The organism is Mesorhizobium humile, assembly GCF_033977215.1.
Lineage (GTDB): Bacteria > Pseudomonadota > Alphaproteobacteria > Rhizobiales > Rhizobiaceae > Mesorhizobium > Mesorhizobium humile.
The window spans coordinates 145,831-158,302 of record NZ_JAVIIV010000005.1 but is presented as its reverse complement, the minus strand read 5'-3'; the positions used below and the strand labels follow the sequence as shown (position 1 = coordinate 158,302).

At 63.9% G+C, this 12,472-nt stretch carries 11 protein-coding genes and 1 pseudogene; 9 read left to right on the top strand and 3 right to left on the bottom strand.

The window, feature by feature from the left end:
- The first annotated feature begins 15 nt into the window (after positions 1–15).
- From RFM52_RS10640 to RFM52_RS10630, 3 genes are all read left to right on the top strand, one after another.
- On the top strand, positions 16–849 hold the full coding sequence (locus RFM52_RS10640) for a GNAT family N-acetyltransferase (protein ID WP_320293240.1): 834 nt from the start codon (positions 16–18) through the stop codon (positions 847–849).
- Positions 850–946: 97 nt separating this feature from the next.
- Positions 947–1,717 (top strand): SDR family NAD(P)-dependent oxidoreductase, encoded by a 771-nt coding sequence (locus RFM52_RS10635; RefSeq protein WP_320293241.1) that lies wholly within the window; start codon positions 947–949, stop codon positions 1,715–1,717.
- 76 nt (positions 1,718–1,793) lie between these two features.
- The gene (locus RFM52_RS10630) at positions 1,794–2,555 is read left to right on the top strand and encodes an SDR family NAD(P)-dependent oxidoreductase (RefSeq protein WP_320293242.1); all 762 of its coding nucleotides are present in this window, start codon (positions 1,794–1,796) and stop codon (positions 2,553–2,555) included.
- 160 nt (positions 2,556–2,715) lie between these two features.
- Here the strand turns inward: RFM52_RS10630 and RFM52_RS10625 are convergent, their stop codons facing one another.
- Positions 2,716–2,922 carry a MucR family transcriptional regulator gene (locus tag RFM52_RS10625; RefSeq protein WP_430699203.1) on the bottom strand — a complete coding sequence of 69 codons (207 nt, stop codon included), beginning with the start codon at positions 2,920–2,922 and terminating at the stop codon, positions 2,716–2,718.
- 267 nt (positions 2,923–3,189) lie between these two features.
- Here RFM52_RS10625 and RFM52_RS10620 point away from each other — a divergent pair, with 267 nt between their 5' ends.
- Together RFM52_RS10620 and RFM52_RS10615 are read left to right on the top strand one after the other, a co-directional pair.
- Positions 3,190–5,235: an SPFH domain-containing protein gene (locus tag RFM52_RS10620; protein WP_320293243.1), complete on the top strand. Its 2,046-nt coding sequence runs from the start codon at positions 3,190–3,192 to the stop codon at positions 5,233–5,235.
- A 473-nt stretch (positions 5,236–5,708) separates the two neighbouring features.
- Complete coding sequence (locus RFM52_RS10615) at positions 5,709–5,918, top strand: hypothetical protein (protein ID WP_320293783.1); 210 nt, start codon at positions 5,709–5,711, stop codon at positions 5,916–5,918.
- A 213-nt stretch (positions 5,919–6,131) separates the two neighbouring features.
- Here the strand turns inward: RFM52_RS10615 and RFM52_RS10610 are convergent.
- Positions 6,132–6,318: pseudogene (locus RFM52_RS10610) on the bottom strand (DUF4158 domain-containing protein); the annotation flags it as partial.
- 275 nt (positions 6,319–6,593) lie between these two features.
- On the opposite strand from RFM52_RS10610, the gene RFM52_RS10605 reads away from it, so the two are divergent.
- Complete coding sequence (locus tag RFM52_RS10605; protein ID WP_320293244.1) at positions 6,594–7,628, top strand: arginase family protein; 1,035 nt, start codon at positions 6,594–6,596, stop codon at positions 7,626–7,628.
- Positions 7,629–7,663: 35 nt separating this feature from the next.
- Here RFM52_RS10605 and RFM52_RS10600 read toward each other — a convergent pair whose 3' ends face one another.
- Complete coding sequence (locus RFM52_RS10600; RefSeq protein WP_320293245.1) at positions 7,664–8,236, bottom strand: helix-turn-helix domain-containing protein; 573 nt, start codon at positions 8,234–8,236, stop codon at positions 7,664–7,666.
- A gap of 164 nt (positions 8,237–8,400) precedes the next feature.
- Between RFM52_RS10600 and RFM52_RS10595 the strand changes: the two genes are divergently transcribed.
- From RFM52_RS10595 to RFM52_RS10585, 3 genes are read left to right on the top strand one after another with little or no spacing between them, the layout of a single operon-like run.
- The gene (locus RFM52_RS10595; protein ID WP_320293246.1) at positions 8,401–9,198 is read left to right on the top strand and encodes a transporter substrate-binding domain-containing protein; all 798 of its coding nucleotides are present in this window, start codon (positions 8,401–8,403) and stop codon (positions 9,196–9,198) included.
- Positions 9,199–9,216: 18 nt separating this feature from the next.
- A complete protein-coding gene (locus RFM52_RS10590) occupies positions 9,217–9,927 on the top strand; it encodes an amino acid ABC transporter permease (protein ID WP_320293247.1) in 711 nt (236 codons plus the stop codon).
- Positions 9,928–9,975: 48 nt separating this feature from the next.
- Complete coding sequence (locus RFM52_RS10585; RefSeq protein ID WP_320293248.1) at positions 9,976–12,441, top strand: GcvT family protein; 2,466 nt, start codon at positions 9,976–9,978, stop codon at positions 12,439–12,441.
- Positions 12,442–12,472: the final 31 nt, after the last annotated feature.

Sequence of the window (12,472 nt, the reverse complement as noted above, 5' to 3'; positions counted from 1 at the left end):
CCACAGAGTGAAACGATGCCGAGATCAATCAGGACCCTGACCGCCAGCGAAGTGGAGACGCTTGTCGACTGGGCGGCGAGGGAGGGCTGGAATCCGGGGATGGACGATGCCACGGCGTTTCGAGCGGCCGATCCGGATGGATTCATCGGCGCCTTTGTCGGTGGCGAGATGGTGGCAGGCATTTCGGCCGTCGCATACGGCTCGGGCTTCGGCTTCATCGGCCTCTATATTTGTCGGCCCGACCGGCGTGGCGAAGGTCACGGCAAGGCGGTCTGGAGCGCGGGCATTGCGCGCCTCGGCAACCGCATCATCGGTCTCGACGGAGTGGCCGAGCAGCGGGCCAACTACCGGCGCATGGGCTTCGCGCCTGCCTACGAGACCGTCCGCTACAGTGGCCGCCCCGCCGGCTTGTCTGGGGGCGGCAAGATAAGGCCGGTGACGGCCGCCGACATGGCCGGGATATTTGCCTACGACCGCCAGTGCTTCCCGGCGCCGCGCGAGGTCTTCCTTGGCGAGTGGCTGCGGCAGCCCAGGATTGCGCTGCTCTCAGCCGGATCCGACCGTATCGCCGGTTATGCCGTGGCGCGCCGGTGCCGGGAGGGTTTCAAGGTCGGGCCGCTGTTCGCCGACAGGACGCAGCTCGCCCTGGCAATGGTGGCGGACCTCTCGGACGCAACCGCCGGCGAGGAATTGCATATCGACGTGCCGGCCGGCCAGGTTCAATTCACCGCCATGCTTCAGGCCGCCGGCATGGTTGCGGGCTTCACGACGACACGCATGTACAAGGGCGGCAAGCCCGGCGACGCCCCCTCGACGGTTTTCGGCGTCACGACGCTCGAGCTGGGCTGATCGCGCGCTGAGATCATTGTTTTGCCTCGCTGGTCCATGCGACATGGCTCAATGACGTGGTTGCCTTTGTCGGGCTGCGTTTCGCGGAGGTTGTCGAATGGCTGGAAGGACGGTCCTCATCGCCGGCGGCGCCGGGGGAATGGGTTTGGCGACCGGGCTGCGTTTCGCCGCCGACGGCGAGCGGATCGCGCTCGCCGATCTTGCCGGCCCCAAGCTCGACGCCGCCGTGGCGCGGATTGCCGCGACCGGGGCGGACGCTATCGGCTTGCCGCTCGACATCCGCTCGGTCGCCGCCTGCCGCGGCGTGGTGGGCAAGGCCAGGGACTGGGGCGGCGCGATCGACATTCTCGTCAACGCCGCAGGGGTCTGGCTCGAGGGGCCAGCGAACGAGGTCGAGGAGGACCAGTGGAACCTGGTGCTGGACGTCAACCTCAAGGGCGCGTTCTTCCTGATCTCGGCGGCCATCCCGCATCTGTCGACGGCGCAAGGCGTGATCGTCAACATCGCCTCCGACGCCGGCATCGTCGGCAACAATGGGGCGGCCGTCTATTGCGCCTCGAAGGGCGGGCTGGTGCTTTTGACCAAGGCTCTCGCCCTGGAACTCGCGCCGCAAGGCATCAGGGTCAACGCAGTCTGTCCCGGCGACACGGCAACGCCGATGATCGAATATCAGGCCAAGACCTATGGGGCGGACGATCCCGACGGCTACAAGCGCCGGCTCCTGGGGCACTATCCGCAAGGGGACAAAGCAAGGTTCATCCAGGTGGAGGAGATTGCGTCCTTCATTCACTACCTTTGCCAACCGGGCGCGGCGCCGATCACTGGGGCCGCGCTTTCGATCGATTTCGGCGTCAGCGCCGGCTATTGAACCCGCGTGGGATCGGTTTCATCGCGGTTATGATTGCCCGCGCCGGGCATGCCGGCATCCGCACTCTGGAGAGCAAATGATCGTGTTTCGCAAATCCCGCAAGGCTCTGGTGACCGGCGCGGGCGCCGCTGACGGCATCGGCATGGCGATCGCGCGGGCGCTGGGCGAGGCCGGTCTTTCGGTCACCCTCACCGCTTCTTCCGCACGGGTCGAGCAGCGAGCGGAGGAATTGCGGGCGGATGGGCTGGACGTCCGCGCTGTGGTGGCCGACTTGACGCTCTCCAGTGATGTCGAGCGGCTAAGCGCCGAGGCCGGCGAGATCGACATCCTCGTCAACAATGCCGGGATGGGCACCGTCGCTCAGCCGGCATTGCAGCGGCGGTTTCTCGACCTCAGCGAAAGCGAATGGGACCGCGGCATCGACGTCAGCCTGAAAACCGCCTTTTTGAGCACGCGCGGATTTCTGGCCGGCATGGTGCGGCGAGGCCATGGGCGCGTCGTCAACATGGCCTCGGTGACGGGGCCTTACGTGTCCAATGAAGGCGAGGCCGCCTATTCGGCGGCCAAGGCCGGCATGATCGGGCTGACGCATGCGCTTGCCCTTGAGGTCGGTCGCAGCGGCGTCACCGTCAACGCCGTGGCGCCTGGCTGGATCGCGACGGGCGCCTCGACGCAGGAGGAGCTAGTCGCCGCGCGCAACACCCCGCTTGGCCGCGCCGGCAGCCCCGCGGAAGTGGCGGCCGCCGTGCTGTTCCTGGCATCCGACGCGGCGAGCTACGTCAACGGCGCCGTTCTGGTCGTGGACGGCGGCAACATCCTGCAGGAACGCAAGGGATAATCCTGAGCGCGAAAGCCAAAAATGTAAGGAGACGGTAGCGGGAGGGCGCTACATCGTGAGACTATCTAGGAGGCACTCTTCTGCTATCGGTGGCGCTCAGTCTAAAGCATCAAAATAACCAGAGGGCCCGAGGTCAGGCGCTCCCAAATCTTGCCTTAACCTAGATTTGTGCTTGGCAGGAGCTCTTTGGCGGAGGGTTCGGCAACGGTTTGGGTCCGGGCTCCGCCGCCTTCGCGAGCGAAGATCTTTGAGCCTCTGTAGTTCGGCGCAACCATCGGGTATTCTGGCTTTTCTCGCGGTATTCATCTGGAGTGAGCCCGTAGTGTACCGCGAGATGCCGTTTCTGTGATTTATACGATTTTCGCACGGAATATCTTTAAACCTGGAGGCGCGATCCCTACGTTGTTTGACGTTATGTCTATCAAGGCAAAACCGATGTAACATCGCTGTCGGCCACGCTCCCTCATGGGGGACTCGGGAAGCGCGGTCATTTTCCGATACAACGAGCAGCCCAAACGTTCGACACGCGCCTAGTGCGTCGAGCGCGTCGGTGCGCAATCTCCCCGCTTAAATGACCAACACCAGCCGGGTGGCCGTCGGGTGAACGAACCCGAGCGCCCATAGGAGACAAGAGATGGAAGCCCTAGAATATCTCGGCCCGATGAAATGGACGGCGATCGAGATCGCCGTGCCGGTTATCGTGCTGGCGATCCTGTTCTGGCGGAGCGGCATGGTTCGCTACATCCCGAATGACAGGCTTGGCATCCTGGAAAAACTATGGAGCTTTCGCGGCTCCGTCAGGGATGGCTTCATTGCGCTGAATCGTGAGGCAGGTTACCAGCCGGAAGTCGTGCGCGGCGGCCTGCATTTCTTCATGCCGTTCCAATATTCGATGCATCGCGCCAATCTCGTCACCATACCGCAGGGCCAGATCGGCTACGTCTTTGCCCGTGATGGCAAGCCGCTGCCTCCGACGCAGACACTTGCCTCCAACACAGAGGCCGATGATTTCCAAGATGTGCGCGGCTTTCTCGAAAAAGGCGGACAGAAAGGACCGCAGCGCAAGATTTTGCGCGAAGGCACCTATGCCATCAATCTCGCACAATTCATCGTGCTCACCGCCCAGTCGACCTATGCCGTCAATCTGAGCGCGTCGGAACAAAGCCTTTTTGCCAATATGTCGAGCATGATCTCGGAGCGGGGCGGCTTTGAGCCGGTCGTCATCCACAATGCCGAGGACATGATCGGTATCGTCACCATCCATGACGGTCCGGCCCTGCCGGACGGCGAGATCATCGCGCCGACCGTGGCCAACGATCCGAACGACCCGAACTTTCACAACAATTTCCAGGACCCGGAGAAGTTTCTCAATGCCGGTGGCTACCGTGGCCGGCAGTTGCAGGTGCTGGCCGACGGCAGCTACTTCCTCAACCGCATTTTCGCGACCGTCGAACTGGTCGGAAAGACAGTCATCGACGTCGGCACGGTGGGTGTCGTCGTCTCTTATAATGGCCGCCACGGCACGGACCTATCCGGTCAGGCATACCGTCACGGCGAGCTGGTCGAAGTCGGCTCACGCGGTGTCTGGTCGACGCCGCTGCTGCCAGGCAAGTATGCGTTCAACACCTATGCCGGCAATATCATCACCGTGCCGACCACCAACTTCGTGCTCAAATGGACGAAGGAGCAGTTTGGCGAACACAGGCTGGACGAGAACCTGTCGGAGGTGTCTTTGATCACCAAGGATGCGTTCGAGCCTGTGCTGCCGCTCTCCGTCGTCGTGCATATCGACTATATGAAGGCGCCGCTCGTGGTGCAGCGTTTCGGTGACATCAAGCGGCTGGTCGAACAAACGCTCGATCCGATGGTTTCTGCTTACTTCAAGAATATCGCCCAGACAAAGACGCTGATCCAGCTTCTGCAGGAGCGTAGCGATATCCAGCGCAAATCGGGCGAGGAGATGCGCGAAAAATTCAATTCCTACAGCCTCGAGCTGCAGGAAGTGTTGATTGGTACGCCCCGTGCCGCCAATGGCCAGAACAGCATAGAGCAGATCCTGATCCAGCTGCGCGAGCGCCAGATCGCAGTCGAAAAGGTCGAGACTTACAAATTGCAGGAGAGGGCTGCCACTCAGGAACGCACGTTGCGTGAGAAAGAGGCGCTCGCCGAACAGCAAGCCAAGATCACGACGTCGGCACTTACCATCGAGATCAGTGAGAACGAGGGCAAGGCGCAACTCGCCCGCACCCGCCAGGAGGCGGAAACCATTCAGGTCACCGCCAAAGCAGAGGCCGAGAAGGTGCGCCTCGCCGGCCAGGGCGAGGCTGACATGATCAAGGCTGTCGCGCTTGCCGACGCCGAACGCATCAAGGCGACTGGTTTTGCGGAGGCCGAGAAGGTGCGCGCCATCGGTCTGGCGGAGGCCGAGGCCACCGAGAAGAAGGTCGCGGCCTTCGGCGGCCCGGACTATCAGCTCAACTCGCAGGTTCTCATGCGCTTCGCCGAGGCGATCGAGAATGGCAGGCTGCCGCTCGTGCCGCAGATCCAGATCGGCGCTACCGGCGGCGAGAAGGGGGCCGCCAACGGCCTTGTCGAGATGATGCTTTCGATGCTCGTTGCCGACCGGGTTGGACGGCAAACCCTGCCGGATGAGATCCCGGCACCCGTTGCGGAGGATTGATTGGGAATGGGCCGGCTGTACCGGCCCATTCGCTCTCTACCGAAACATGCCACGGCGAGACGCAGGAACCCGGCCGATCCGTCCGGTGACCCGACCTTACGTGTCCAATGAAGGCGAGGCCGCCTATTCCGCGGCCAAGGCCGGCATAGCCGCGGCGCCGTCGTGACAGGCTCACCGAAGGCGGAGGGCGGCGTTTGTCCGGGGCAGTGTCTCATGCAGCTGCATCGACTGCGCATTTCTGCGCGAATCGTCTCAATCTGCACCTTTCGTCTGGCGTATTTCAATCAAGGTTAGCCAGACTCAGGAAAAGCGTGCTTCCGTTCAGGTAGAGAAATGCGAAATTGAACAGGGGCACTATGGCCCTGACACCGCCGAAGGTATTTCGTTCGATTTTGATCGATTCTGAGACCTTCGTTTTCGGTCGCGACTATATCGTGGTGTCGCGTCCGTCACCGGCTTGGACAATGGGTTAGATGCAAATAGCGGCACAATTACTTGCTGCGCTTGGCGACAGCATTGAGGCCATCAAGGCGCATCTCTCGGGCATGGACGGCTCCACGCTCGAACGGCTGCTGGAAACCGTTCCCCGTACCTCGCCCGTCGGTAGCGCCGAGATGGTGATGATCATTCTGCTCTATCGGGAGATAGAGCGTCGGCAGACAGAAGATAGAAACTACCATTGAATTTTTCGCGCGGAGCGGACGGTGCCGATATTGCGCTGAAGAATGAGGGAGGGGCGCGGCTGAGCAGCATCCGTTCGTGGATAAAACAGTGGAAGTCCGAGTCGACGCAGCATCCCATTTGCTGAGGTCAGCGACCATCTTGTTTCCGACGGCAATTGACGGAGACATCCATGAACGACCAGCGTTATGTTGAGTGAGCCCGTGCTGGGCCTGGCGCCCAGTATAACGCATAACGTAAAGCTGGATGGCGAAGCCCAACCTGCTATGCGGGCGGCGACGCACCTGACATTCCAACCTGTCAGTTGGATCGAGAGTGTAATGCCGCAGCAGACTATCCTCGTCAGCCGGAAGGCCAAAGAACCTCTGCCTCCGCCGCATTGACCAACCTTCTTCGGACCATTCGTTCGCTCCTCGCTATGAAGGAGCCGAGCCTATTGTCGCTGCAAGATCGATCGCAATCGAGTTGGCAACCTTATCCGGAGGACAAACAGATGTTTGTGCTTCGTTCGACCTTAGCGTGTCTGGGAAAGCAAATCTTGTTCCGGCCCTTATTATCTCGATCCGACGGATCCGTACCCGCAAGGCTATGGCGGAGTCTCGCTGTGGCGCCGCTTGACGTTTCGGAGATCGTTGGTACGCTGTTGGAGAACAATATTCGTAAATACGGAACCAATGATGAGTCTGACCGAAGCCGACACCGTGGACTGGGCCGCCGCGCGCAAGGAGATGGAGCGCTGGTACTGGTGGGGCATCCCCACTTTCTTCCGCGCGCCCTGGGACGAGGAACCGGGGGGCAGCGAGATCGCTGTGCTCGGCGTTCCGCACTCCTCGGGCAATGGCTCGACCGAGCGCGACCAGCATCTGGGACCCCGCGCCGTGCGTCATGTCTCGGCGCTCTACCGGCGCGGTCATGGCCGTTTCGGTTTCGTGCCGTGGGATGTCTGCAAGATCGTCGACGCCGGTGACGTGCCGCTGCCGGAAGCGATGGTGAACGACACCAGCGTTCGCCATATCGAGCTCTATGCGAAGCGCTTCGCCGCGGCCGGCACCCGCCTGGTGTCGATCGGCGGTGATCACTCCATCACCGGGCCGCTGCTCAAGGCGGTGGCCGGCCCGGGTTCGCCGATGACGGACGGCAAGCCGGTGGCGCTGGTGCATTTCGATTCCCACACCGACAGCTACCATCACCTGCCGCATTGGCTGGGCAACCGCCGCTCGGCGGCGCACTGGAGCAGCTACACCGCCACCGAAGGCAATGTCGATCCGACGCGCTCCTCGCAGATCGGCATCCGCCCGAATGTCGGCACGCCGGGTTCGCGCAACACCAGCGAAGAACTGGGCTACCGCGTCATCGGCATGGACGAGATCGAGCGCGACGGCTGGGAGAAGGTGGCGAGCCAGGTGCGCGACCGCGTCGGCGACGCGCCGGTCTACGTCACCTTCGACCTCGACGTGCTCGATCCCGCCGACGGCCCAGGCGTATCCAACATCGAACCGGGCTATCCGGGGCTCAGGATCGGCGACGCGGTGCGCATCCTGCAGAGCCTGCGCGGGCTCAACATCGTCGGCGGCGACATCGTCTGCCTGATGCCGACCAAGGACAGCCCCAACCAGATCACCGCGATGAACGCCATGGTCGTGGCCTTCGAGATGATCTGCCTGATGGCGGACCGCATGCGGACCGACAAGCCGGAACACAAGCCGGCGTGAGGCGGCCCGGCGCCATGCCATGCCGCGCGCCGCCGTCAACGCGGCGGCGGCGTCAGCACGAACAGCGCCTTGGCCGGCTCGGTCGCGGAAGCGTTGGCGAAGGTGTGGGCACGGCGCGGATCGAAGGCGATCGAGTCTCCCGTGCCGAGCTCGTGGGTGGTGTCCTCCACCACGATGCGGATCGCGCCTTCCAGCACGAAGACGAACTCCTCCTCGCAGGCCAGCGTGTAGAGCTTCTCGCCGCCGGTGCCGCCGGGCTCGATCTCGGAGAAGATTACTTGCAGCCGCTTCGCCTCCGCCGGCGAGATAAGATAGTCGCAAACCCCGGTGCCGCCGAAGCGGATGGGCGGTCGGTCGTTGGCGCGCACGACGCCCGAGCGCGCCGGCGTGAACAGGTCGCCCACCGGCAGCGCCAGCACCTCGCACAGGCGCACCAGCGAGGCAACCGACGGCGAGGTCTTGTCGCGCTCGATGTCGCTCAGGAAGCTCTTCGTCAGGTCGGCGGCGCCTGCCACCTCGTCCAGCGTCATGTCGAGGTCACGCCGTCGCGCGCGCAGCAGCCTGCCGATATTGGGGGCGGGACGCCGGCTGGATGGTGAATCTGACACGAACGCCTCCTCTGATTCGGGATGTTTCCAAGCACTATGCCACAGCTATAGCCGGCAAGGGCGCGCTTGAGGATGTTCGTTTATAGCGAATTATGTTGACTATGTAAGAACTTTAAGCAAGCCTGATGCAAGGCCGCCAAGAGCCCGAACCCAGAGGTGAACCAATGTCCAGAAAACTGATCTGCCTTCTCGCACTTCTCGTCGCCACGCCCGCCATGGCCGAGGGGCCGGGCTTCATCGCTGGCGGCAAGCTGCAGGCCTGCGTCGACCCGACCTTCCCGCCGATGGAGTTCGTCAAGACGCCGGGCCAGCCGCCCGTCGGCATCGACGTCGATGTCGTCAAGGCGCTCGCCGCGCACTGGAAGGTCGACGCCAACATCACCGCGATGGACTTCAACGGATTGTTGCCGGGCCTCGAATCCAAGCGCTGCGACATCGTCATCAGCGGCGCCCTGCTCAAGCCCGAGCGGCTGGAGAAGTTCAGCGGCGTTCCCTACCTGAAGACCGGCGTCGTCATGATCGGCAAGGCCGATGACGGCACCGCCTACAAGAGCTATGAGGACTTCTCCGGCAAGGTCGTCGCCGTGCAGAGCGGCACCTCCTACATCGACCTTCTGAACAAGGTGAACGACGACCTCGCCAAGGCGGGCCGCGACAAGATCGTCCTGCAGACCTATCCCAAGCAGACCGACGCCATCCAGCAGGTGATGGTCGGGCGCGCCGTCGGCACGATCAGCCAGGACACCGAATTCGCCTATCGCGACCTGCAGCAGCCGGGCGAACTGAAGATCCTCTATTCGGCCGGCGCCGCCGACCAGTACGCGGCCTATTTCCGCAAGGACGCCGCCGACCAGGCGGCCGTGGCCGACGCGGTCAAGGCGCTGATGGCCGACGGTACGATGAAGACCATCGCGGAGCAGTGGAAGCTGCCGCCCTCGACGGTAACGGGCGTCGGCGAATAGTCAGCGGACGAGGCCGCGGTGAGCTTCAACACGGATCTGTTCTGGTCGGCGCTCTTTTCCGCGACCTTCTTCCAGGCCGCGCTGATCGCGCTGGCGCTGACAATCCTAGCCCATGCGGCGGCGATCCTGCTGTCGCTGCCGCTGGCGCTGGCGCTCGACGGCAAGCGCGCCTGGCTGCGCTGGGCCGCGACCGCCTATGTCGGCCTGTTCCGCGCCTTGCCTGCGCTGCTTCTGCTGCTCTTCGTCTGGAATGGCCTGCCGCAGATATCGCCAGTCTTCCGCGAGCCCTGGTTCTCGCCCTTCATCGCCGCCTTCGTGGCGCTGACGCTGAACGAGGCGGCCTACCAGGTGGAGATCAACCGCGCTGCGCTCAGCGCCGTGGACGGCGGACAATACCAGGCGGGCGCCGCGCTCGGCCTGCGCAAGCCGCAGGTGTTCTTCCTGATCGCCGTGCCGCAGGCGCTGCGCGTCGCGCTGCCGCCGACGGTCAACGAGTTCATCAGCCTCTTGAAGACCACGTCGCTCGCCTCGGTCATCTCGCTGACCGAACTGATGGCGGTGACTCAACAGAGCGTCGCCTCGTCGTTCCGCTATGCGGAGTACTACGCCGTCGCCTCCATCTACTATCTGGCCATGGTCTACGCGCTGATGGCGCTGCAGAAGCGCTTCGAGCGGCGCTTTGCCTGGGCGAAGCCCCGCGACCATGCCGCCGGCGCGCCGCATGGCTGACGCGGCGGCGCCGCGACCACAAAAATCCTGACATCGAGGAGCCAGAAGGTGACGGACACAACCTCCAATCATTTTCCCGACCGCGCCGACGTGGTGATCGTCGGCGGCGGCGTAGCCGGCTGTTCCATCGCCTACCACCTCACCAAGCTCGGCATCACCGACGTGGTGCTGTGCGAGCGCAAGCAGCTCACCTGCGGCACGACATGGCATGCCGCAGGCCTGGTCACGCAACTGCGTGCCACGCGCCAGATGACGGAGCTAGCCAAATACACCGGCGAGCTGTTCGCCAGCCTCGAGGAAGAGACAGGGCAGGCCACCGGCTTCATGCGGCGCGGCTCGTTGCGCGTTGCCCGCACCGAGGCGCGGCTGGAAGAACTGGCGCGGGGCGCGTCGATGGGTCGCAATTTCGGGCTGCCGGTCGAAAAGGTCAGCCCCGGCGAGATCAAGGAGCGCTGGTCGCCGATCGACCTCGATGGCATCGTCGGCGGTTTCTGGTTTCCGCATGACGGCCAGGTCAATCCGGCCGACGTCACCATGGCCTACGCCAGGGGCGCTCGCATGCGCGGCGGCAGGATCTTCGAGAATACGAAGGTGAACAAGATCCTGGTCGAGAACGGCCGCGCCATCGGCGTCGTCACCGACAAGGGCGAGATCCGCGCCTCGCGAGTGGTGATCTGCGGCGGCATGTGGTCGCGCGATCTCGCCGCTACCGCTGGCGTGACGCTGCCGCTGCACGCGGCCGAGCATTTCTACATCGTCACCGAGACGATCCCCGAGCTGCCGCGCAACCTGCCTGTGCTGTTCATGGGCGACGAGTGCGCCTACTACAAGGAAGACGCCGGCAAGCTGCTGCTCGGCTGCTTCGAGCCCAACGCCAAGCCGTGGGGCCACAAGGGCATTCCCGAGGATTTCTGCTTCGATTCCCTGCCGGAGGATTTCGAGCATTTCGAGCCGATCCTGGAGATGGCGACCAAGCGCGTGCCGCTGCTGGCCGAGGCTGGCATCAAGCTGTTCTTCAACGGCCCCGAAAGCTTCACGCCCGACGACCGCTACCTGATCGGCGAAACGTCGGAGGTGGCCGGGCTGTTCTGCGCCTGCGGCTTCAACTCGATCGGCATCCTATCGTCGGGCGGCGTCGGCAAGGCACTGTCAGAATGGATCCGCGACGGCCGCCCGCCGGTCGACCTCGCCGACGTCGACGTGCGCCGCACCATCTCCTTCCAGTCCAACAAGAGCTATCTCCACGACCGCACCACCGAGACGCTCGGCCTGCTCTTCGACATGCATTGGCCCTACCGCCAGTTCGCTACGGCGCGCGGCATCAGGCGCAGCCCCTTCCACGACCGGCTGCTTGCCGAAGGCGCCTTCATGACCGAGGCTGCCGGTTTCGAACGGCCAGGCTTCTTCGCCGGAGCGGGCATGAAGCCTGAGATCGAATATTCCTACGGAAGGCAGAACTGGTTCGACCTCACCGGCGCCGAATGCCGCAACACGGCAACGAACGTCACGCTGTTCGACCATTCCTGCTTCGTCAAATACGAGGTCGAGGGACGCGACGCGCTGAAGGTGCTGAACCGTATCTGCGCCAACGATATCGATGCGCCGGTCGGCCGCGTCGTCTACACGCAATGGCTGAATGAGCTCGGTGGCATCGAGGCCGACGTGACCGTGACGCGGCTTTCAGAAAGCACCTTCATGGTGGTGACGATCGCGATATCGCAGCGGCGCGATCTCACGTGGCTGACGCGGCATATCCCCGAGGGCGCCCATGTCTTCGTGCGCGACATCACATCGGGCCTGCCGATGCTGGCCTTGATGGGACCGAAGGCGCGCGACCTGCTCAAGGCGGTTTCGCCCGACGATTTCTCCGACGCCGGCTTTCCGTTCGGCACCAGCCGCGAGATCGACCTCGGTTACGCCCGCGTGCGCGCCAGCCGGCTGACCTTCGTCGGGGAACTGGGGTGGGAACTCTACATGCCGGCGGAATTCGCCGCCCATGTCTTCGACCGGCTGGTCGAGGCGGGCGCCGCCTTCGGGCTGCGTCATGGCGGCTATTTCGCCATCAACTCGCTGCGCATGGAGAAGGGCTATCGCCACTGGGGCCACGACATCGGCGAGGAGGACTCGCCGCTGCAGGGCGGGCTCGGCTTCTCGGTCGCCTTCGACAAGCCGGGCGGCTTCATCGGGCGCGGGGCGCTGCTGCGCCAGAAGGAAGCCGGCCCGATACGCCGCCGGCTGGTGCAACTGCGGCTGGAGGACGAGTCCGCGCCGCTGCTCTATCACCACGAGCCGGTCTGGCGCGACGGGCGCATCATCGGCTCGGTCACTTCGGGCGCCTACGGGCACCGCCTCAGCGCGTCGCTCGGCATGGCCTATGTCGAGTGCGCCGACGGCGTCACCGACGCCTACCTCGCCTCGATGCCGCTGGAAGTGGAGATCGCCTGGAGACGCTATCCGGCGCGGGCGCAGCTCAAGAGCTGGTATGACCCCAAAGGGGAACGCATCAGAGGCTGAGCCGCGCTGGGGCAATTCCAGCGGCTGCGCG